The sequence below is a fragment of the Cellulomonas gelida genome, from assembly GCF_006538725.1.
GTDB lineage: Bacteria > Actinomycetota > Actinomycetes > Actinomycetales > Cellulomonadaceae > Cellulomonas > Cellulomonas gelida.
In genome coordinates this window covers 37,027-58,316 of the sequence record NZ_BJLQ01000008.1, presented here as the reverse complement: position 1 = coordinate 58,316, position 21,290 = coordinate 37,027, and the positions used below count along the sequence as shown (strand labels likewise).

Sequence of the window (21,290 nt, the reverse complement as noted above, 5' to 3'; positions counted from 1 at the left end):
CGACGTCCGGATGACTTCCCGCATGTCAGTCCGCGCGACGGGGCACGACGAGTGACGGCGAGACGCGAGGCCTCCGCGCCTCCCGCCCTGCCGGGCTACGCGCACGTCCGCACGCTCGGGCTGGGCGGGTTCGCCGACGTCTTCCTGTACCGGCAGGACCTGCCGCGCCGCGACGTCGCCGTCAAGGTCCTGCTCGCGGGGAGCCTGGACGACGAGGTGCGCGCGCGGTTCCAGACCGAGGCCAACCTCATGGCCCAGCTCTCGCACCACCCGTCGATCGTCACGGTCTACCAGGCCGACATCGCGGCCGACGGCCGGCCCTACCTGGTCATGGAGTACTGCTCGCGCACGGGCCTCGCGGAGCGGTACCGGACCGAGCGGATCAGCGTCGCGGAGGTGCTGCGCATCGGCGTGCGGCTCGCCTCCGCGGTCGAGACCGCGCACCGCGCGGGCATCCTGCACCGCGACATCAAGCCCGCCAACGTCCTGACGACCGACTTCGGCTGGCCCGCGCTCACGGACTTCGGGATCGCGGCGACGACCGGGCACGGCGGGGGAGCGGCGGTCGGCATGTCGATCCCGTGGTCACCCCCGGAGCTGCTCGCCGAGCACCCGCACGGCGACGAGCGGTCCGACGTGTACTCGCTCGCGGCCACGCTGTACTCGCTGCTCGCGGGGCGCACGCCCTTCGAGATCCCCGGCGGCCAGAACGGCGCGCAGCAGCTCGTCGCGCGCATCGAGCGGGCACCGCTGCCGCCGACGGGACGCGACGACGTCCCGGGCACCCTGGACTCGGTGCTCGAGCGCGCGATGTCGAAGGTCCCTGCGCTGCGCCACCCGTCCGCCGCCGCGCTGGGCCGTGCGCTGCAGCAGATCGAGGCGGACCTGCGGCTGCCGGTCACGCCGCTGGACCTGCTCGACGACGGGACGCCGCAGGCCGACCCCCAGCCCGCGCCGGCCGGCGGCGACGCGGCCGACGCGACCCGGCTGCGCTCGATCGTCGAGATCCCGCAGCCGGCCCCGGCGGCGGCCGACGACTCGACGCGCGTCCGCGGCCCGGTGACGGTCCAGGCGCAGCCTGCCGGACCCGGGTTCCTCACGCCGCCGCCCCCGCCGCCCGAGCCCGCACCCGTGGGCGAGCCCGAGCTGGCCGACGAGGTCGAGGTGCGGCGCAGCCGGACCGTGGCGGCGGTCGTGTCGGGCGTCGTGGTGCTCGGCGCGATCGTCGTGATCGCCGCCGCCGCGCTGCGGCCCACGGGCACGGAGCGTCGGCCGGGTGACACCGACTTCGAGCAGACCGGCGGCAGCGCCGTGGAGGCCGTGGTGCCCAGCCCGCACTCGCTCGAGGGGGACCGTGACGAGGCGGGCAACGTGACGTTCACGTGGATCAACCCCGACCCGCGGCCCGACGACCACTACCTCTGGGGCGTGCGGACCGTGCAGGGGACCGGCACGCTCCAGGTGGTCGAGGAACCGACCGTCACGCTGCCCGCCGCGCAGACCGGCGACGAGGTGTGCATCGAGGTGTCGATCGTGCGCGCCGACCGTCGCGCCTCGGCAGACCCGGCGCAGGTGTGCGCATGAGCTGGTTCACCGCGCGGCGCCACGCCACGACGGCAGCGGCGGTGGTCACCGTCCCCGCGGTCGTGGCCGTGCTCGCCCTCCTCAACCCCGGCTTCCCGCTCGCGCGCGTCGAGCTCAACGACGGCGCGGTGTGGCTCACGGCGACCGACGCGCACAAGCTCGGCCGGTACAACGTGCAGGTCGACGAGCTGAACGCGGGTCTGGTCGCCGAGTCCTCGACGTTCGACGTCCTCCAGGACGAGGGCGACGTGGTGCTGGTGGAGCCGGGCAAGGTCTCGGTCGTGGACCCGGCGACGGTCGCGCTGACGGCGCAGGTCGCCGCCGCGGGTGTGCAGCCGTCGAGCGTCCCGGGCGGCCCGGTCTCGATGTCGGCGGGTGTGCTCTCGCTCGTCGACTCCGAGGGCGGGCTGTTCGTGCGTCCGCTCACGTCGCTCGACTCGATGCGGCCCGGCGAGGGCGAGCCGGACGTCGACCTGGGCCGCGGCGGACGCGCGGTCGTCTCGACGTCGGGTGTCGCGTACGGCGTCGCCGCCGACGGCACGGTCTCGCGGGTCTCGACGACCGGTGACGGCGCCCGCGTGTCGCAGGACGGCTCGCTCGGCGAGGGGGAGCTCGACCAGCTGACGACCGTCGGCGACGAGCCGGTGGGCCTGCGGGGCGGCACCGTCGTCACCCGGCACGGCTCGGTCGAGGTCACCGGCACGAACCCGACGCTGCAGCAGCCCGGCCCCGCGTCGTCGCGCGTGCTGGTCGCGACCGACACGGACCTCGTCGAGGTTCCGCTCGACGGCGGCGAGCCCGTGCCGCACCCGACGCAGGGCTCGGGCAAGCCGGCCGCGCCGGTCCAGGTGGGGTCGTGCGCGCACGGGGCCTGGGCGTCCGTGACGGGCTCGTACCAGCGGCTGTGCGACGGCGAGGCGCCGCTCGTGGAGGCGCTCGAGGAGATGTCGGCCGACGACAAGCTCGTCTTCCGCGTCAACCGCACGGCCGTCGTGCTGAACGACACGGCCCGCGGCCGCGTGTGGGAGCCGCAGGAGGACACCGAGCTGCGCGTGCCGAACTGGGAGGACATCAAGGAGGAGGAGAACCCCGACGACGACGTCGAGGACTCCGAGTCCGAGGTCAGCACCCAGGACCTCGCGACCGAGTGCACGTCCGAGTCGGCACCACCCACCGCGAAGGACGACGAGTTCGGCGTGCGTCCCGGGCGCACCACGATCCTGGCGGTGCTGAGCAACGACTCCTCGTCGGATTGCGGCATCCTGGCCGTGCGCGAGTTCGAGTCGATCGCGAGGTCGTTCGGGACCGTGCAGTCGATCCACGGCGGGCGTGCGCTGCAGGTCGACATCGCGTCGGGCGCCAGCGGCTCGCAGTCGTTCACGTACACGATCGACGACGGCCGCGGCACGTCTGCGCCCTCCACCGCGACGGTCACGCTCGTCGTGCACGGCGACGGCGACAACGACCCGCCCGTGCAGGACCGTCAAGGTGCGTTCCAGGTCGAGCAGAACGGCCAGGCGACGTACGACGTCCTCGCGAACTTCCACGACCCCGACGGCGACGACATGGTCCTGGTCGGCGCCAGCACCGACCCCGCGATCGGCACGGTGCGGTTCCGGCAGGACGGCACGATCACGTTCCGCGCCGACGGCGGCAAGCTCGGACGCGCCACGGTCGACGTCCTGGTCTCGGACGGGTCGTCGCAGGACGCCACGCCCGGCACCATCGAGGTCGACGTGCGCCCGGCGGGCTCGCTGCCGCCGCGGGTGGACCCGGTGCACGCCGTGACGTACGTCGACCAGCCGGTCACGCTCGAGCCGCTCGACGCCGTCCGGTCGACCGGCGAGGAGCCCGCGCGGCTGGCGTCGGTCGAGGAGGTCACGGGCGCGACGATCTCGACCGACCTGCAGGCAGGCACGTTCACGTTCTCCGCGCCGCGCGCGGGCTCGTACTACGTGACGTTCGTCATCGCGGCCCCGCCGCAGCAGGCGACGGGGCTGGCGCGGATCGACGTGCGCGCGTGGCCCGAGGAGGCCGCGCCGCCCATCGCGGTGCGCGACCGGGCCTTCCTGCCCGCGGGCGGCGAGGTGACGATCGACCCGCTCGCCAACGACTCCGACCCCGCGGGCGAGATGCTCGTCCTGCAGTCGGTGGACACCTCAGACGCGGACGGGCTCAGCGTCGCGATCCTCGAGCACCACCTGGTCCAGATCCGCTCGGAGCGCACGCTCGACCACGTCGTCGTCCTGCCGTACACGATCACGAACGGGACCAAGACCGCGACGGGGCAGATCGTCGTGCAACCCGTGCCGCCCGCGTCCTCGACGCAGGCGCCCGTGGCCGAGAACGTCGAGGCGACCGTCCGCACCGGCGGTGTCGTGACGATCCCGGTGCTCGAGAGCGCCTACGACCCCGACGGGGACCCCCTGTCGCTCATGCCGACGCTCGTCGAGCCGGTCGCGCCCGGGGACGGGCTGATGTTCGTCTCCGGCGACGTGCTGCGGTACCAGGCGCCGGCCGACGCGGTCACCGCTCGCGCGGTCTTCGAGATCGCCGACTCGACCGGCAACCGCACGGCCGCGACCGTCACGGTGCGGGTGCACGAGTCGGACCCGACGACGAAGACGCCGCCCCGTCCACGCGACCTCGAGGCGCGGGTGTTCGCAGGGGAGACCGTGCGGATCAAGGTCCCGCTGGTCGGCATCGACCCCGACGGGGACGGGGTGACGCTGCTCGGCCAGGCCAGCGGCACGACGAAGGGACGCGTCGCGCAGGTCGGGCCGGACTGGATCGAGTACGAGGCCCTGCGCGACGAGTCGGGGACCGAGACGTTCCAGTACGCGGTCGAGGACTGGGTGGGGCAGCGCGCGGTCGGGACGATCCGCGTCGGCATCAGCCCGCGACCGGTCGACACCGCGGCCGTGGTCGCACGCGACGACGCCGTGACGATCCGCCCGGGTGAGCGCATCGAGGTTCGTGTCCTGGCGAACGACGTCGACAACTCCGGCGACGACCTCCTGCTCGAACCCGAGCTCACCAAGGACGACGCGGTCCAGGCCGAGGTCGTCGGGCGGCGCATCGCCGTGACGGCGCCGTCCGAGGCGGCCGTGTTCCCGATCGTCTACACCGTGTCGAACTCGCGCGGCGGGCGCGACACCGCGACACTGACCGTCACCGTCGACCCCGACGCACCCGTGCTGCCGCCGATCGCCGAGGACGTCGTCGTCCCGGCCACCGAGACGTTCGGGCTGACCGAGGTCGTGGTGGACGTGCTCGCGACGGCGCAGAACCCGAGCGGACCGCTCAGCGACCTCGAGGTGCGCGTGCCCGCGTCCGTCGCCCAGGTCGCGCAGGTGACGGCCGACAACAAGGTCCTGGTCACGCTCACCGACCAGACGCAGACCCTGCCGTTCCAGCTCGTCAACTCGCGCGCGCCCGAGACCGCGACCGCGTACGCGTTCATCACCGTCCCCGCGCTGGGCTTCATCCGCCCCTCGCTGCGGCCCGGTGCGCCCGAGCTGCGGGTCGCGTCGGGTGAGCAGCTGACGATCGTGCTCGAGGAGCAGATCAAGGTCGCGCAGGGCCGCCAGCCCACGGTTGCCGACGCGCTGCAGGTGACGGCGACACGCGGAACGGTCGCGGTGGGCAAGGACGGCGACGAGCTCACGTTCACCCCGACGAAGGACTACGCCGGGCCGGCGTCCGTGACGCTGCCGGTCACGGACGCCACGAGTGCGAACGACACCACGGCCCGCACGTCCTACCTGACGCTGCCCATCGAGGTCTTCGCGGTCGACGACCACCCGCCGGCGTTCGCCCCGGCCGTCATCGAGGTCGCGCCCGGCGAGGCGCCGATCACCGTCGACCTGCGGTCGTTCACGACGACGCCCGAGGGCACGACGCCGAGCGAGAAGCAGTACACGTATGCCGTGGCCTCCGGCGTGCCCAGCGGGTTCACCGCCACCATCGACGACTCCAAGCTCTCGGTGGCCGCCGCGCTGAGCGCCGACAAGGGCACCCGCGGCGTGCTCCCGCTGCGGATCGGGTTCGGCCGCAAGGGGCAGCTCGAGGCTCAGCTGGAGCTGCGCGTCATCGCGAGCACGCGCCCCAAGGCATTCGTGCAGGACTGGACGATCGAGGACGCGGTGGAGGGCGAGGCCCGCGCGATCGACGTGCTCGAGGGCTCGTTCAACCCCTACCCGCAGCAGCCGCTCCGTGTCGTCGGCGCGACCGTCGAGTCGGGGCGTGGCACGGCGTCGGCGACCGCGTCCCGCGTGACGGTGACGCCCGCGCCCGACTACATCGGCGAGCTCGTGGTCCGCTATCGCGTGCGCGACGGGATCGACGAGGCGGACCGCGAGGTCGAGGGACGGATCTCGCTGAACGTCCGCGGCGTCCCGGACACGCCCGCGGCCCCCCGCGTCGGGGAGGAGCGCGACAAGACGGTGGTGCTGTCCTGGACCGCGCCCAACAGCCGTGGTGCGTCGATCACGAGCTACCGCCTGACGGCGAGCCCCGGTGGGCTGACCAAGACGTGCGCATCGACGACGTGCACGTTCGACGGGCTGACCAACGACGTGACCTACACGTTCTCCGTCGCGGCGCAGAACGCGGTCGGGTGGTCGCAGGAGAGCCCGGCGTCCGCCCAGGCCCGGCCAGACGCCGTGCCCGAGGCGCCCGCCCGTGTCGACTTCGTCGGCTTCGGTGACGGCGAGCTCTCGTGGAGCTGGCCCGACTCGGTGACGAACGGCTCGAAGATCGTGAACTACGAGGTCCAGATCACGCCGTCGCCGCCGAGCGGCAGCGCGGTGCTCACCCCGACCTCGCCCAAGGTGACCTTCACCGGCCTGGCCAACGGCACGTCGTACTCGATCCGCGTGCGCGCGCACAACGCGCTCCGCGACAAGCCGAGCCCGTGGACCCCGTCGACCGGTCCGCAGACCCCCGCCGCCAAGCCCGGGGCCCCGTCAGACGTGGTGGCCACGCGGGTGGCGACCGACACGGGGGGTCAGATCAATGTGACCTGGGACGCCGCGGCGCCGAACGGTGATCGCATCACGACGTACCGCGTTCGGGTGTCGGGCGGCCCGGGAGCCGGCACGTACTCGCCGGACCCTGGCACGAGCACGTCGTTCGTGTTCAAGGACGCACTGAACGGAACGCGGTACACATTCGAGGTCAGCGCAGTGAACAAGGCCGGCGAGGGGCCGGCCGCGTCCGCCACGGCGCTGACGTACGGGCTTCCTGGCAAGCCGACGATCACGACAACCGACACGCCGCCAGGTGAGGGCGCGGTGCGACTCGCGTGGAGTCCGGCTGAGAGGAACGGCTCGGAGGTGACCTACGAGGTCCGCGAGGGCAGCACCGTCTTGGTGACGACGAGCGACACCAGCGTGACCTTGAGGAACCTCGCCGGGGGGACGGACTACACCTACCGCGTCGTCGCCCGGAACGACGCAGGCTACGGAGCGCCGAGCGAGTCGGTGGTCGCCCGGCCCACGACGCGTCCGGGCCGCGCATCGGGCCTCAAGATCGTCCCGACCTCGTTCGGAGACTTCGCCCGTCCTACCGCAGTCGATCTCAGCTGGGACCCGGCGAGCGACGGCGGCGGTGGAACGGTGACGTACTCATGGCGCCTCAGCGCGCGGGGCCATGGCCCGGTGGAAGGGACGACGACCGGGACGACAGTCCCGGGGGTCCCGATCGTCGACTGGGTCGAGTTCTCGGGAACCGAGCTCACGCTAGCCGTGACGGCAGTGACGACCGTCAAGGGCGTCCAGCTCCTCGGTGACACCGAGGCGGACCTGACGGAGCTGGAGTGGGGCGCTGCACCGTCGGTTCCGCGCACCGTCGCGTTGAGTGTCGACCCGGCCCGTGCGCAAGTCACGGCCACGTGGGATCCTCCGTCGTCCGACGGCGGCGTCGGCGTCAGTCGCTACGTGTTCTGCTGGCGGGTCAACGACGTCGAGACCCATTGCGGGCAGACGAGCAACACGTCGGTCACACGATCCTTCAGGACGATCGACGTTCAGGACGGTCGGTCCAACGCCGTCTCGTTCATCATCCGTGCTCAGAACTCGAAGGGTGACTCCGACGCCGCGACCGCACAGGCGACGGTCGACCTGAGCCCGACCCCGAATCCGGCACCCGGCGGATGACCCACCACCGCCACAGAGCCCCGAGCACGACCGAACCGATGACGACGGAGACCGCCACATGACCCCCGAGCAGAGCGCCTGGTTCGCCGAGACGTTCGCCGCCCTTGCCGAGAACGTCAGCCGTGTGCTCCTGGGCAAGGAGCTCCCGGTGCGCCTCGCGCTCACGGCGATGGTCGCGGAGGGACACCTGCTGCTCGAGGACGCGCCCGGGACGGGCAAGACCTCGCTCGCCAAGGCGCTCGCCGCGACCGTGCAGGGCACGCACCACCGCATCCAGTTCACGCCGGACCTGCTGCCGTCGGACGTCACGGGCGTGACGATCTACGACCAGGGCACGGGCCGCTTCGAGTTCCATCGCGGCCCGGTGTTCGCCTCGGTCGTGCTGGCGGACGAGATCAACCGCGCGTCGCCCAAGACGCAGGCGGCCCTGCTCGAGGTCATGGAGGAGGGCAACGTCACGGTCGACGGTGTGACCCACCCCGTGGGGCGTCCGTTCATGGTCATCGCGACGCAGAACCCGATCGAGCAGGCGGGGACCTACCGACTCCCCGAGGCCCAGCTCGACCGGTTCATCATCAAGACGAGCCTGGGCTACCCGGACCGTGCGTCGACCGTCGAGATCCTCGCGGGGGCCAAGGACCGCACGCTCGGGCTGAGCCCGCGGATCACGACCGAGGCGGTCGGCACGATGGCCGACCTCGCCCAGACGGTGCACATCGACCCGGTGGTGCTCGACTACGTCGCGCGCATCACCGAGGCGACCCGTGACGACAGCCAGACGGCGCTCGGTGCGAGCGTGCGCGGCGGTCTCGCGCTCGTGCGCTGCGCGAAGGTCTGGGCCGCCTCGCGAGGCCGCGAGTACGTGCTGCCCGACGACGTGAAGGACCTGGCGCAGTACGTCCTGGCCCACCGCCTCGTGCTGGACGCCGAGGCGGAGTTCGCCGGCGTGACGGCGACCGACGTGCTCGCCCGCCTGCTCGACCAGGTCGCGCCCCCGGTGCTGCGGGCGGCCTGACGTGCGGATCTCGGGCGCCGGCTGGGGGAGCGCGGTCGTCGCGCTCCTCGGCCTCGTGCTGGGGCGGCTGCTCGGCTGGGCCGAGCTCGCCACCCTCGGCGCGGGGCTCGTCGGCGTCCTCGCGGTGTGCCTGCTCATGACGGTCGGCCGCGCGCGGTATGCGGTCACGCTCGACATGGCGGACCACCGCGTGCGGATCGGCGAGCGCGCGGTCGGTCGGATCGAGGTCCGCAACGCCGCGCGGCGCAGGTCCCTGCCCTCGCGGCTCGAGCTGCCCGTGGGTGCGGGTCTCGCCGAGCTCGCGGTGCCGTCGCTGGCCCCCGACGCGACGCACGACGAGCTGTTCGCCATCCCGACGGCGCGCCGCGCGGTCGTCGTCGTCGGCCCCGTCCGCTCGGTGCGCGGCGACCCGCTCGGGCTCGCGCGGCGCAGCGTGCTGTGGACCCGGCCGGTGGACCTGTACGTGCACCCCGAGCTGGTGCCGCTCGGCGGAGCGAGCTCGGGGCTGCTGCGCGACCTCGAGGGGCAGTCGACGCGCGACCTGTCGGACTCCGACATGTCGTTCCACGCGTTGCGCGACTACGTCGCGGGCGACGACCGTCGCTACATCCACTGGAGGACGACCGCGCGCCGCGGCAAGCTCATGGTCAAGCAGTTCGAGGACACGCGTCGCACGCAGACGGTGCTCGCGCTCGCGAACGACCCGCGCGACTACGCGTACGACGACGAGTTCGAGCTCGCGATCTCGGCCCTCGCGTCGATCGGTGTGCAGACCCTGCGGGACGAGCGCGACCTCGCGGTGCTCGCGGGACCGGGTGCGCTGCGGGTCCGCACGCCGGCGATGCTCCTCGACGACTGCTCCGGGCTCGAGCTCGACCCGGCCGGCGCCGACGTGACGCTCCTCGGCCGGCGCGTGGTGCGCGAGTCGCCGCAGTGCTCGGTCGCGGTGCTCGTCACCGGCTCGGTGCCCTCGGACTCCGACCTGCGGCTCGGCAGCAGGCACCTGCCTGCGGGGACGCGCACGCTCGTCGTGCGGTGCGAGCTCGGTGCCGAGGTGTCGGTGCGGACGCAGGGCCAGCTGACGCTCGCGACGCTCGGCACGCTCGACGACCTGCCCCGTCTCCTGCGGCGCGTGATCGCGTGACGACGACCCTCGAACGCCCCGCACCGGCGGGCGCGGCGCAGGCCCCGGCCCGTCGGCGCGCCACCGCGCGGCCGCGGCGGCGACCGCTCGCGCTGGGCGTCCTCGACGCGACGGTGCTCGTCGGTGTGCTCGCCCTGGTCCTCGCGCCCCTGCTCGAGGTGTACGGCGGGAACGCCGCGCTGCCGGCGATCGTCGGCGGGCTGGTGCTCGGGTCGGCGCTCGCGCTGGTCGGTGCGTGGCTGCGGTGGACCGCGATCACGGTCGTCGCGGCCGCGCTGGTGACGTACGCGCTCGCCGGCGGGGCCCTCGCGGCGCCGTCGACGACGGTCGCCGGCGTGGTGCCGACGTCGGCCACGGTGGTCGGTCTGGCGCGCGGTGCGGTCACGTCCTGGGCGCAGGTGGTGACGTTGCAGCCGCCGCTCGGGTCCGGCGGGACGATGCTCGTCGCGGCCCTGCTGCTCGCGTTCGTCGGCTCGTTGGCCGCGGTCGCCGTCGCGGTGCGGGCGCCGGGGCGGTGGGCGGCCGCAGCCGCACTGGTGCCGGTCGGCGTGCTCGTCGTCGTGATCCTGCTCGGCGTGCGCTTCCCGCTCGTGCCGCCCACCGTGACCGGCGTGGTCCTGGCGGTCGTTCTGCTGCCATGGGCGGCGTGGCGTGCGGGCGGGCTGCGTCCGCGTCGCGTGATCGCGCTCGCCACCCTCGGACTCGTCGGGGTGGGGGCCGCGCTGGGTGGTGCGCCGCTGGCTGTCGGCGACGAGCCGCGCTACGTGCTGCGCGACGAGATCGTCCCGCCGTTCGACCCGCGTGACTACGCGAGCCCGCTGTCGGCGTTCCGGGAGTACGTCAAGAACCTCGACGAGACCACGCTGTTCACCGTGGAGGGACTCGGCCAGGGCGGGCGCGTCCGGCTCGCGACGATGGATCGCTACGACGGCGTCGTGTGGAACGTCGCGGGCGACGGCTCCGCGCAGAGCTCGGGCGAGTTCCGTCGCGTCGGTGACGAGCTCCCGACGAGCGTGCGGGGCGAGCGCCGGACCGTGCGCATCACGATCGACGAGCTCACGGGCGTGTGGTTGCCCACGGTCGGTCAGGCGACCGGCTTCGGCCTGGGCCGCACCGCCTCGCAGCTGCGCTTCAACGACGCGACGGGCGCCGCGGTGCTGACCGGCGGGCTCGAGCAGGGGCTGTCCTACGATCTCGAGACCGTCGTACCGGTCGTCCCGACCGTCGACGAGATCGGCACGGCGGCGGCGGCCGACGTCGTGCAGCCCGAGCTCGTCGGTGTCCCCGAGGTCGTGGGCGTGACCGCCGCCGACGTGGCCCGCGACGCCGGGCACGCGGTCGAGGTCGCCGACTCGCTCGCGGCCTGGCTGATCGAGGAGGGGTTCTACAGCGACGGCCTCGAGGGTCAGACGCCGTCGCTCTCGGGCCACGGCGCGGACCGGATCGCGAGCCTGCTCGCGGACGACCTCATGGTCGGCGACGGTGAGCAGTACGCGGCCGCGCTCGCGCTCATGGTGCGCTCGCTGGGGCTGCCCGCGCGGGTGGTGCTCGGCTTCGTGCCCTCGGCCGAGCAGGTCGCGAGCGGTGAGCCCGTCGCGGTGACCGGCGCCGACGTCCAGGCGTGGGTCGAGGTCGCGTTCTCCGGGTACGGCTGGGTGCCCTTCGACGCGACGCCGCCGAAGGAGAAGACCCCCGACAAGAGCGACGACCCGGAGAGCTCCGAGCCCAAGCCGCAGGTCGTGCAGCCCCCACCGCCGCCGCCCGGTGCGGTGACCCCGCCGGACGACGACACCGAGCAGCCCGCTCCCGAGCCTCCGGCGGACGACGACGACGCCTCCGCGCTGTGGCGCACGGTCGCGGTCGTGGCGGTGTCCGCGGGCGTGCCGCTGCTCCTGCTCGTCGCGCCGTTCGTCGTCGTGGGGGCGATCAAGTCCCGGCGGCGGCGTCGGCGCCGCAAGCACGGCGACCCGGTCGCACGCGTCGCGGGGGGGTGGGACGAGGTGCTCGACCAGGCGATCGACCTGCGCCGTCCCGCACCCGAGGTCGCGACCCGGTCCGAGTCCGCGCGGGCGCTCGCGCTCGCGTTCGCAGGCGACGCCGCGGGTCGGGGCACGACGTCTGCACCGCGCGTGGCCGAGCAGGTCGACGCGCTCGCTCGGAACGCGGACCGCGCGGTCTTCGGGCCGGGCGAGCCGGACGCGACGCAGGTCGCGCAGTACTGGTCGCAGGTCGAGTCGACGCTCGCGACGATGCGCGCGTCGGTCGGCTGGCGGCGGCGCCTGCGGGCGCGGCTGTCGCTCGCGTCGGTGCGGGCGCGCCGACGAGCACGCAAGGACGCCGCTCGCGCGGCGCGCACGGTGGAGTCCGGTCGCACGAGGCGCCGGACGCAGCAGGTCACGCGCAAGGAGTCACGGTGAACCGTCGGTCGGTACCGGCATCGGCGTCCGCGGGTGCGGCGGGTCTCGGGCGCCGCGCCGCCGCGGTGGGGCTCGACGTGGTCCTGGCGCTCCTGGTCGGCGGCTGGCTCGGGGTGCTGCAGGGGGTCTCGGCCCTCGACGGGGGCTCCGGCGAGTCTGCGACGCCTGCGACCTGGCTCGTCGTGCTGTGCGGCACGCTGTCGCTCGCCCTCGTCGTGCTGCAGTGGGTGCTGCACGGCCGGCTCGGCTGGACCGTGGGGCGACGCGCCCTGGGCGTGCGCACCCTCGACGCGCGGACGCACCGACCGATCGGCCTGGCACGCGTGCTCCTGCGCGGGCTCGTCGTCGCCGCGGGGACGCTCGTCGCGGGCGTCGGTCAGCTCGTGGTGCTGCTCTCGCCGTTGTTCGACCGCTCGGGTCGCAAGCAGGGCTGGCACGACCTCGCGGCACGCGCGGTGGTGCTCGACGTGCGCGGCGGCGGCACGGGTGCGGTCGCGCCGCCCCCGCCGCACCCCGACGTCGTGCGCGCGGCCTCGACGCTCTCGTGGCGCGCGCCCAGCAGCGACCCGGTGGCCGCCGTCACGCCGCCCGCCGCGCCCGGCCCGGTCCCCGCACGGCCACCCGCCCCGCCGGTCGCCCCGGTCGGCACGGCGTCGGCCCCGATGACCGGCCCGATCACCCGTCCGCTCGTCCTCGCGCCGCTCGCGCCGCACCGCGCGGGGCCGGACCTCGACACGCGCGCCCTCCCGCTCGTCCCGCCACCGCCCGCGCCGTCCGCGGCACCCGTCCCGGCCGGCGGCCAGGGTGCCTTCGCGCGGCTCGTCCCGGACGCGCCCGCCGCGTCGCCCGCGCCCGACGTCCTCGGCCACCCCGTCCCGCACCGGTTCGGTGACGACGAGGACGTCGAGACGACGCGCCGCGCGCTGCCGCCCGTCCCGCCGCCGTCGACGACGCGTGAGCGAATCACCGCGGCGATCGTGGAGATCAGCGACGGCCAGCGCGTCGAGGTGCGGCACACCGCGCTCGTCGGGCGCAACCCGGCGGCGGCCACCGACGGCGTCCAGCTCGTCCGCGTGGTCGACCCCGGCCGGTCGGTCTCCAAGACGCACCTGCAGCTCGCGGTCGAGCACTCGGGCGTGTGGGTCGCCGACCGCGGCTCGACGAACGGCACGGTCGTCACGCTGCCGGACGGTGCGCAGGTCATCTGCCCGGTCGACCAGCCCGTGCGTCTACGGCTGGGCGCCGTGGTCATGTTCGGCGACTGCGTCCTGCGGCTGGTCGAGACGTCCTGACGGGCGAGTCGTCCCGACGCCACGACACGCAGACGATCGGGACATCCTGACCGTCGGTCGTGCGGCCGATCGGCGGATCCGCCCCGCGAACGGCTCGCGGAGCCTACGCTGACGGCATGGCGAACAGCCGCCACGCTGCACAGCTGCAGCTGGTCGAGGTGGACGAGCTCACGCCGACGTCGGCGGGCGCTGTCCCGGACTCGTCGCGCCCGACGACCGCCGGCGCGCCCGAGCCCCGCCCCCCGGCGGACGCGCCGCTCGACGACGCGCCCCCCGAGAGCGGTGTGGCGGCGGGCGAGGACGGGTGGGACCCGGACGACGAGGCCGCACCGCACGGCTGGCCGGCGCGTCGACGCCGGGTGCTGGCCTGGGTGGCGGCGATCGGGGCCGCGGTGCTCGTCCTCGCCGCTCTCGCGGCCTGGGACGACGCGCGCCGCGCGGACGCCTACGAGCGTGCGGTGTCGGTGCCCGGACTGCTCGAGCCGCTCGACGGGCCGGTGCACGTCACGTGGCGTGCCGCGGCCGCGTCGGGCGAGGGGTCGGTCGTGGTCGCGGACGACACGCTCGTCGTCGTCGAGCAGGACTCGTCCGGAGGCAGCCTGGTCGGTCACGCGGCCGAGACGGGTCAGCACCGCTGGACCACGCGTGTGACCGGCCCGCCTGCGGCGACCGAGCGCGCGTGGCTGCAGTGCCCGAGCTGGCGCGGGGCGCGCGTGAGCGGACTGGTGCTGTGCACCACGGACCTGGCGATCCCCGTGTACGGCGACCCCGCGCCGGGTGAGTCCGTCGCGGACGGGCTCGAGGGCTTGCGGGTGGTGGCGGTGGACGCGGCGACCGGCCGCAGCGTGGGGTCGTGGACCGAGAAGGGCGACGTCGCGGGCTTCGGGCGGGTCGACGACGACATCGTCGTCGCGGTGACCGACCCGGACGGCCGCACGCTGGTCCAGCGGCGCGCGGGACGCACGGGCGACGTCGTGTGGTCGTACCGGTCGCTGCAGCAGCTCTCCGGGACGCTCGCGATCGAGCGCGCCTCGATGGAGCTGACGGACCGGGTGGCCGTGGTGCGCGGTGCCGAGCTGGTCGTCCTGCGGCTCGACGACGGCGAGGTGGTCGTCGCGGAGGCGCGCGGCCAGGCGGTCGCGCTCGTCCCGTTCCGCGACGGGTTCGCCGCGTGGACGCCGGCGCGCGGCGGCTGGATGTTCGACCGCGACGGTGAGCCGGTGACGGCCCTGCCTGCCGTGCCGTCGAGCCTGGCGATCGACGACGAGTCCGCGCAGGAGGTCGCGATCCTGTCCACGGGTGTCGCGGTGCGCGGCTTCGAGGTGGCGACGGGGAACGAGCTGTGGTCGCTGAGCACGCGCGCGACGCCGCAGGCGGTCGTCGACGACACGCTGCTGGTCGCCGACGACGGCCGGTGGGCGGCGTACGACGCGCACACCGGCGCGTCGCTGTGGTCGCACGAGCTCGAGGCACCGGCCTGGCCCGTGCTCACGGACGGCTCACTCGTGCTGACGGCGGTCGAGGACGGCGACCGGGTCACCCTGCTCGCGCGCGGCCTGCGCGACGGTGCGCAGCGGTGGCAGGTGAGCGTCCCGCCGCAGGTCACGCGGCTCTCGGCGATCGGCGGGCTGCTCGTCGGCCGGACCGACGAGGGCGTCGTGGTCCTGGCTCCGTGACGCGCCCGGTCCCGCGCGTGCCGGACCGTCAGGTGGGCAGCGTTTGCGGGGCGGGCCGCGCAGGGGAGTAAGGTGACCGACGTGCTGAGCACGACGGGCGTGAGCCTCCTCCTTCCGTGCCGCGGCGGGGCCTTCTAGGCCGGACCCCTGCCGCGGTGTCGTTCTGCGCCGGCTGACCACACGCCGAGAGAACCCGCGAAGGAGCAGTACCCCATGAGCGTCACCCCCACGAGCGCGAGCTATCAGCAGACGAGCCCCCAGCAGCCGTCGGGCATGCCGATCCACAAGTACCGGCCGTTCCACGAGATCATCAAGGTCGACCTGCCCGACCGCCGGTGGCCAGACGCGCGCGTCACGAAGGCCCCCCGCTGGTGCGCCGTGGACCTGCGCGACGGCAACCAGGCCCTGATCGAGCCGATGAACCCCGCTCGCAAGCTCGAGATGTTCGAGCTGCTGGTCGACATGGGCTTCAAGGAGATCGAGGTCGGTTTCCCCGCGGCGTCGCAGACCGACTTCGACTTCGTCCGGATGCTCATCGACGAGGGCCGGATCCCCGACGACGTCGTGATCCAGGTGCTCACGCAGTCGCGCGAGCACCTGATCGAGCGCACGTACGAGGCGATCGCGGGCGCCAAGCAGGCGATCGTGCACCTCTACAACTCGACGTCCACGCTGCAGCGCGACGTGGTGTTCCGGTCCGACGAGGACGGCATCGTCGACATCGCGGTGTCGGGTGCCCGGTTCTGCAAGAAGTACGAGGAGCTCGTCCCGGACACCGAGGTGTACTACGAGTACTCGCCGGAGTCGTACACGGGCACGGAGCTCGAGTTCGCGCTGCGGATCTGCAACGCGGTGCTCGAGGAGTGGCAGCCGACGCCCGAGCGCCCGGTGATCATCAACCTGCCGGCGACGGTCGAGATGGCGACCCCGAACGTGTACGCGGACTCGATCGAGTGGATGAGCCGCAACCTGCGCTACCGCGACGCCGTGGTGCTGAGCCTGCACCCGCACAACGACCGCGGGACGGCCGTGGCCGCCGCGGAGCTGGGGTACATGGCGGGTGCGGACCGCATCGAGGGCTGCCTGTTCGGCAACGGCGAGCGCACCGGCAACGTGTGCCTCGTGACCCTGGGCATGAACCTGTTCAGCCAGGGCATCGACCCGCAGCTCGACTTCTCCGACATGGACCGCATCCGCCGCACGGTCGAGCGGTGCAACCAGCTGCCGGTGAACGAGCGCCACCCGTACGGCGGCGACCTGGTCTTCACCGCGTTCTCGGGCTCGCACCAGGACGCGATCAAGAAGGGCCTGGACGCGCTCGAGCAGCGCGCCGCGGCCCTGGGCAGGACCACGGACGACGTCGTGTGGGCCGTGCCGTACCTGCCGATCGACCCGAAGGACGTCGGCCGCTCGTACGAGGCGATCATCCGGGTCAACTCGCAGTCGGGCAAGGGTGGCATCAGCTACCTCATGAAGTCCGAGAAGGACCTGGACCTGCCGCGCCGGCTGCAGATCGAGTTCTCGCAGGTCGTGCAGCAGCACACCGACCAGCACGGCACGGAGGTCACGGCCGACGACCTGTGGCGGATCTTCGTCGACGAGTACCTGCCGGTCGAGGCCGCGAAGGTCGGGACCGCGGCGCAGGACTTCGGCGACCTGGTCCCGTGGGGCCGGTTCTCGCTGCAGGGCACCCGCGCGACGAGCGCGCAGGACGGCCCGGACACGCTGTCGGTCGACCTCGTGGACCGCGGTGAGGTCCGCACGATCGAGGGCACGGGCAACGGCCCGGTCGCGGCGTTCGTCGCGGCGCTCCGGCAGGTCGGGGTCGACGTCGCGGTGCTCGACTACGCCGAGCACGCGCTGTCCGAGGGTGGCGACGCCACCGCCGCCGCGTACGTCGAGTGCGCGATCGGCGACGACATCCTGTGGGGCGTCGGGATCGACCCCTCGATCACCACCGCGTCGCTCAAGGCGATCGTCTCGGCGATCAACCGCCAGCTGCGCTGACTCCGGGGCTGAGGCCACCCGCTGAGCGGGCCTGCCGGGCGCGTGCGCCCGCGACCCTGCTCGTCGTCCCACCGGACCGACGAGCAGGGTCGCGTGAGCCGGCGGCGCGGGAGCGCCCGCGTGTGGGCGCCCCGGGGGACAATGCCTGCGTGAGCCTCTACCGCGACGAGGCGATCGTGCTGCGCACCCACAAGCTGGGGGAGGCGGACCGGATCGTCACCCTCCTGACCCGCCAGCACGGCAAGGTGCGTGCCGTCGGCAAGGGTGTGCGCCGGACGACGTCGCGGTTCGGCTCCCGGCTCGAGCCGTTCATGCACGTCGACCTGCAGCTGTCGACGGGACGCCACCTCGACATCGTCACCCAGGCCGAGACGATCGGCCCGTACGGGCGTGCGCTCGTGGCCGACTACGCGCTCTACACGGTGGGCACCGTGATGCTCGAGACCGCCGAGCGGCTCGTCGACGCCGAGCACGAGCCCGCGCTGCAGCAGTACTGGCTGCTCGTCGGCGGGGTCCGTGCGCTCGCCTCGCGCGAGCGGGCGCCCGGCCTGGTGCTGGACTCCTACCTGCTGCGCGCTCTCGCGGTCGCGGGCTGGGCGGCGAGCTTCCACGACTGCGCGCGCTGCGGTGAGCCCGGGCCGCACCAGGCGTTCAACGTGCAGTCGGGTGGGGCGGTGTGCCGGTCGTGCCGGCCGCCCGGCTCTGCGTCGCCCGCTCCGGAGACGTTCGCGCTCCTGTCCGCGCTGCTCGCGGGCGACTGGGGTGTCGTGGACGACAGCGCGGAACGCCACCGTGGCGAGGCCGCCGGACTCGTCGCCGCGTTCAGCCAGTTCCACCTCGAGCGGCGCCTGCGCTCCCTGCCGCACGTCGAACGGGTCTGACCCGCCGTTCGCCCGCGTGTGCGGGCTCGTTGACGGGCGTTCGCACGTGGCGGGGCCCGACGACGCCCGCGTGCGCGGCAGAATGACGCTGTGCCCGCGCCCGTGCTGCCCCCGTTCCCGCACCCGTCGGGTGCCCGCCCCCCGGCGATCCCGAAGCAGTTCGTGCCCCGGCACGTCGCCGTGGTCATGGACGGCAACGGCCGGTGGGCCAACGCACGCGGGCTCAGCCGCGTCGAGGGTCACAAGGCGGGCGAGGCCTCGCTGCTCGACGTCGTCGCCGGTGCGATCGAGATCGGCGTCGAGTACGTCTCGGCGTACGCGTTCTCGACCGAGAACTGGAACCGGTCGCCGGAGGAGGTGCGCTTCCTCATGGGCTTCAACAAGGACGTGCTGCGCCGCCGTCGCGACGAGATGAACTCGTGGGGCGTGCGTGTGCGCTGGGCCGGGCGTCGTCCCCGGCTGTGGCGCTCGGTGATCGACGAGCTCGAGACCGCCGAACAGCTGACGAAGAACAACACGGTGTGCACGCTCACGATGTGCGTGAACTACGGCGGGCGCGCCGAGGTCGCCGACGCGGCGGCCGCGCTCGCGCGCGACGTCCAGGCGGGTCGCGTCAACCCCGACCGGATCTCCGAGAAGGTCTTCGCGCGGTACCTCGACGAGCCGGACCTGCCGGACGTGGACCTGTTCCTGCGGTCGTCGGGTGAGCAGCGCACGTCGAACTTCATGATCTGGCAGGCGGCCTACGCCGAGCTCGTGTTCCTCGAGGAGGCCTGGCCGGACGTCGACCGCCGTCACCTGTGGCGCGCGATCGAGGAGTACGCGCGCCGGGACCGTCGCTACGGCGGAGCGGTCGACACGCCCGTCTCCTGACGCCGTCCGGCTACGACGACGGGTGGACCCCGGCGGGACTCGCGCACGACGACGGGAGGACCCTGGTCCGCGCGGGAGGGTTCCGCCGTGGGACGCGCGTCACCTGGTCCACGCCCGACGCTGGAGGCATGAGCCAGACGGTGACCCACCCCCTCGTCGTGACCACCTCCCGGCACGACCCGCGACTGTCCGGTCGCGGCCTCGTCAAGCGGTACGGCTCGACGACCGCGCTCGCGGGCGTCGACATCGACCTGGGCGAGGAGGAGGCCCTGGCGATCATGGGCCCGTCCGGCTCGGGCAAGTCCACGCTGCTGCACGTGCTCGCGGGCGTCCTGGTGCCCGACGAGGGTGCAGTCACGCTCCGCGGACGACGCGTCGAGCGGCTCTCCGAGCGTGAGCGGTCGCTGCTGCGGCGCGGGCGCTACGGGTTCGTGTTCCAGCACGGGCAGCTGCTGTCCGAGCTGACGGCGCTCGAGAACGTGGCGATCGCCTCGATGCTCGACGGTGAGCCGCGTGCGCAGGCGCAGGAGCTCGCCGTCCAGTGGCTGGCGGCGCTCGGCGTGGCCGACGAGCGTGACCGGCGCCCGGGGGAGATGTCGGGTGGCCAGGCGCAGCGGGTCGCGGTCGCGCGGGCGCTGGTCACCCGCCCGGACGTGGTGTTCGCCGACGAGCCGACCGGCTCGCTGGACCAGGCGACCGGCCAGGACGTGATGCGGGTCCTCACCGAGTCGACGCGCGCCGTGGGCGCCTCGCTCGTCGTCGTGACGCACGACGCGAGCGTCGCCGCCTGGTGCGACCGCCGCGTCGACGTGCGTGACGGGCTGGTCGTCGCCCCTCAGCACGCGGTGCCGGCGGACGCGGTGCCGGCGGACGCGGTGCCGGCGTGAACGTGGTCGTCGGGCTCGCGCCGCGGCTCGCGCGCGCCTCGGGGCGCGACGGTCGCCTCACCACGACGCTCGCCGTCCTCGCGTTCGCGGTGACGAGCGCGCTGGCCACGAGCGTGCTCGCGGCGACGCTCGGGTTCGTCGAGCGCGCCCAGCACCCGGTCACGGGGTTCGAGGAGCGCCTGGGTGAGACGTACGTGCTGCTCGCCTGGGTGGCGACCGTCCTGCTCGTCGTGCCGCTGCTGACCCTGGGCGGCGCGGCCGCGCGGCTCGGGGTGGCGCGCCGCAACGAGCGGCTGGCGACCCTGCGGCTGCTCGGCGCGACGCCGCGCGAGGTGGTCGGCCTGACGCTCGTCGAGACGGCGACCCAGGGGCTCGCGGGTGCCGTGCTGGGGACCGTGCTCTACGGGGTGCTGCTGCCCGTGTGGGCGGCGATCCCGCTCCTGGGACGGACGTTCACGGTGGGCGAGCTGTGGGTCGGTCCCGGCGTGCTGGCGCTCGTGTGGCTCGTCGTCCCGCTGCTCGCGGCGGTGAGCGGGGCCGTCACGCTGCGCCAGGTCGTGGTCTCACCCCTGGGCGTGGCGCGACGCGTGCGCCCGCCGGCGCTTCGCGCGGTGCGCGTGGTCGTCGCCGTCGTCGCGTTCGCGTCGTTCGTCGTCGTGTCGATGACCTTGCAGCTCTTCGCCGCCGCGGCGGTCGCGGTGCTGCTCGGCGCGCTCGCGCTGGCCTTCCTGGCCGTGAACGCGATCGGTCCGTGGCTCCTGGGTGTGGCCGGCCGGCGCCGGCTGCGGCGCGCCCGCACCCCCGCCCAGCTGCTCGCCGCACGACGCCTGCTCGACGACCCGCGCGGGGTGTGGCGCGTCGTCGGCGGGCTCGCGCTCGCCTCGTTCGTCGCCGGTGCGCTCGCGGTGATCCCGGCACTGGCCGACGTGTCCGGGGACGACGCGGACACCCGCCTCCTGACGGGCGACATCGTGACCGGCGGGCTGCTCACCCTGCTCATCGCGTTCCTGCTGGCCGCGGCGTCGGCGGGGATCGCGCAGGCCGCCTCCGTCCTCGACCGCAGGCGCGAGCTCGCGCTCGCGCACCTCGCCGGGGCGCCCGCCGAGCTGTTCGACGACGTGCGGCGCCGCGAGGTCGTCGGCCCGGTGGTCGTGGCGTCCGTCGGATCGGCGGCCCTCGCGCTCGCGCTGCTCCTGCCGCTGCTCGGGTTCGCGGTGCTCACGGCTCCTCAGGGTCCGCTGCTGCTGGCCGCGAGCCTGGCCGTGGGCGTGCTGCTCGTGCTCGCGGCCACCGAGACGTCCCGCCCCCTGCTGCGGCGCGTGCTGGCCGAGACCGTGGTGCGCGTGGACTGACCCG

General features: G+C 74.1%; 12 protein-coding genes. All 12 read left to right on the top strand.

The features are described 5' to 3' along the window. Window positions 1-51: 51 nt before the first annotated feature. Window positions 52-1,584 carry a serine/threonine-protein kinase gene (locus CGE01nite_RS05540; RefSeq protein ID WP_141369502.1) on the top strand — a complete coding sequence of 511 codons (1,533 nt, stop codon included), beginning with the start codon at window positions 52-54 and terminating at the stop codon, window positions 1,582-1,584. Next, window positions 1,581-7,742: an Ig-like domain-containing protein gene (locus CGE01nite_RS05535; RefSeq protein ID WP_141369500.1), complete on the top strand. Its 6,162-nt coding sequence runs from the start codon at window positions 1,581-1,583 to the stop codon at window positions 7,740-7,742. Before CGE01nite_RS05540 ends, CGE01nite_RS05535 begins: the two co-directional genes overlap by 4 nt. Window positions 7,743-7,800: 58 nt before the next feature. Further along, window positions 7,801-8,757: an AAA family ATPase gene (locus tag CGE01nite_RS05530; RefSeq protein WP_141369498.1), complete on the top strand. Its 957-nt coding sequence runs from the start codon at window positions 7,801-7,803 to the stop codon at window positions 8,755-8,757. A gap of 1 nt (window position 8,758) precedes the next feature. Continuing rightward, window positions 8,759-9,901, top strand: coding sequence for a DUF58 domain-containing protein (locus tag CGE01nite_RS05525; RefSeq protein ID WP_048343240.1), 1,143 nt, complete (start codon window positions 8,759-8,761; stop codon window positions 9,899-9,901). Continuing rightward, window positions 9,898-12,318: a transglutaminase domain-containing protein gene (locus tag CGE01nite_RS05520; protein WP_141369496.1), complete on the top strand. Its 2,421-nt coding sequence runs from the start codon at window positions 9,898-9,900 to the stop codon at window positions 12,316-12,318. Before CGE01nite_RS05525 ends, CGE01nite_RS05520 begins: the two co-directional genes overlap by 4 nt. After that, a complete protein-coding gene (locus CGE01nite_RS17455) occupies window positions 12,315-13,610 on the top strand; it encodes an RDD family protein (protein WP_170210902.1) in 1,296 nt (431 codons plus the stop codon). The genes CGE01nite_RS05520 and CGE01nite_RS17455 overlap by 4 nt, the downstream gene beginning before the upstream one ends. Window positions 13,611-13,726: 116 nt before the next feature. Beyond that, window positions 13,727-15,286 (top strand): outer membrane protein assembly factor BamB family protein, encoded by a 1,560-nt coding sequence (locus CGE01nite_RS05510; protein WP_141369492.1) that lies wholly within the window; start codon window positions 13,727-13,729, stop codon window positions 15,284-15,286. Window positions 15,287-15,499: 213 nt separating this feature from the next. Then, window positions 15,500-17,293, top strand: coding sequence for a 2-isopropylmalate synthase (leuA, locus tag CGE01nite_RS05505; protein ID WP_141369490.1), 1,794 nt, complete (start codon window positions 15,500-15,502; stop codon window positions 17,291-17,293). Window positions 17,294-17,442: 149 nt separating this feature from the next. Continuing rightward, the gene (gene recO / locus CGE01nite_RS05500) at window positions 17,443-18,174 is read left to right on the top strand and encodes a DNA repair protein RecO (protein ID WP_048342407.1); all 732 of its coding nucleotides are present in this window, start codon (window positions 17,443-17,445) and stop codon (window positions 18,172-18,174) included. A gap of 90 nt (window positions 18,175-18,264) precedes the next feature. After that, complete coding sequence (locus CGE01nite_RS05495) at window positions 18,265-19,047, top strand: isoprenyl transferase (protein ID WP_048342406.1); 783 nt, start codon at window positions 18,265-18,267, stop codon at window positions 19,045-19,047. Between the two features lie 128 nt (window positions 19,048-19,175). Beyond that, window positions 19,176-19,934: an ABC transporter ATP-binding protein gene (locus CGE01nite_RS05490; protein ID WP_141369488.1), complete on the top strand. Its 759-nt coding sequence runs from the start codon at window positions 19,176-19,178 to the stop codon at window positions 19,932-19,934. After that, a complete protein-coding gene (locus CGE01nite_RS05485; protein ID WP_141369486.1) occupies window positions 19,931-21,286 on the top strand; it encodes an FtsX-like permease family protein in 1,356 nt (451 codons plus the stop codon). The genes CGE01nite_RS05490 and CGE01nite_RS05485 overlap by 4 nt, the downstream gene beginning before the upstream one ends. The last annotated feature ends 4 nt before the right edge of the window (window positions 21,287-21,290 follow it).

Excerpts from the sequence above, each read along its gene's own strand:
- CGE01nite_RS05535 (WP_141369500.1), top strand. The coding sequence starts at position 1,581 with ATGAGCTGGTTCACCGCGCGGCGCCACGCCACGACGGCAGCGGCGGTG.
- CGE01nite_RS05530 (WP_141369498.1), top strand. The coding sequence starts at position 7,801 with ATGACCCCCGAGCAGAGCGCCTGGTTCGCCGAGACGTTCGCCGCCCTT.
- CGE01nite_RS05510 (WP_141369492.1), top strand. The coding sequence starts at position 13,727 with ATGGCGAACAGCCGCCACGCTGCACAGCTGCAGCTGGTCGAGGTGGAC.
- leuA (WP_141369490.1), top strand. The coding sequence starts at position 15,500 with ATGAGCGTCACCCCCACGAGCGCGAGCTATCAGCAGACGAGCCCCCAG.
- CGE01nite_RS05490 (WP_141369488.1), top strand. The coding sequence starts at position 19,176 with ATGAGCCAGACGGTGACCCACCCCCTCGTCGTGACCACCTCCCGGCAC.